This is a genomic window from Chromohalobacter sp. HP20-39, from assembly GCF_033052815.1.
Taxonomy (GTDB): Bacteria; Pseudomonadota; Gammaproteobacteria; order Pseudomonadales; family Halomonadaceae; genus Chromohalobacter.
The window spans coordinates 1-256 of the sequence record NZ_JAWHTP010000876.1; the positions used below are offsets into that span (position 1 = coordinate 1).

General features: G+C 61.7%; 1 pseudogene. It reads right to left on the reverse strand.

From position 1 onward, the window contains the following. Nucleotides 1-256, reverse strand: a pseudogene (locus tag RVY79_RS20475) (4-hydroxyacetophenone monooxygenase); the annotation flags it as partial.

The window sequence follows — 256 nt, forward strand, 5'->3', positions numbered from 1 at the left end:
GCCGAAAATGCCGAGCCGTTCATCGCCGCCTGCAGCGCACGGTTGTAGTCGTCGGATAGCGCCTTGCTGACCTGGAACCCGCCAGCGCCTTCGGCCTCGATACCGCGAATCGCATCGATGATGTAGCGCTGCTGGATCTCCAGCATCGAGAGGATGGAGTTGTGGTTCAGGTTGGTGTTCGGACCATAGATCATGAACAGATTCGGGAAGCCCGGGACCGCCATGCCGAGGTAGGCTTCCGGGCCATCGGCCCAGG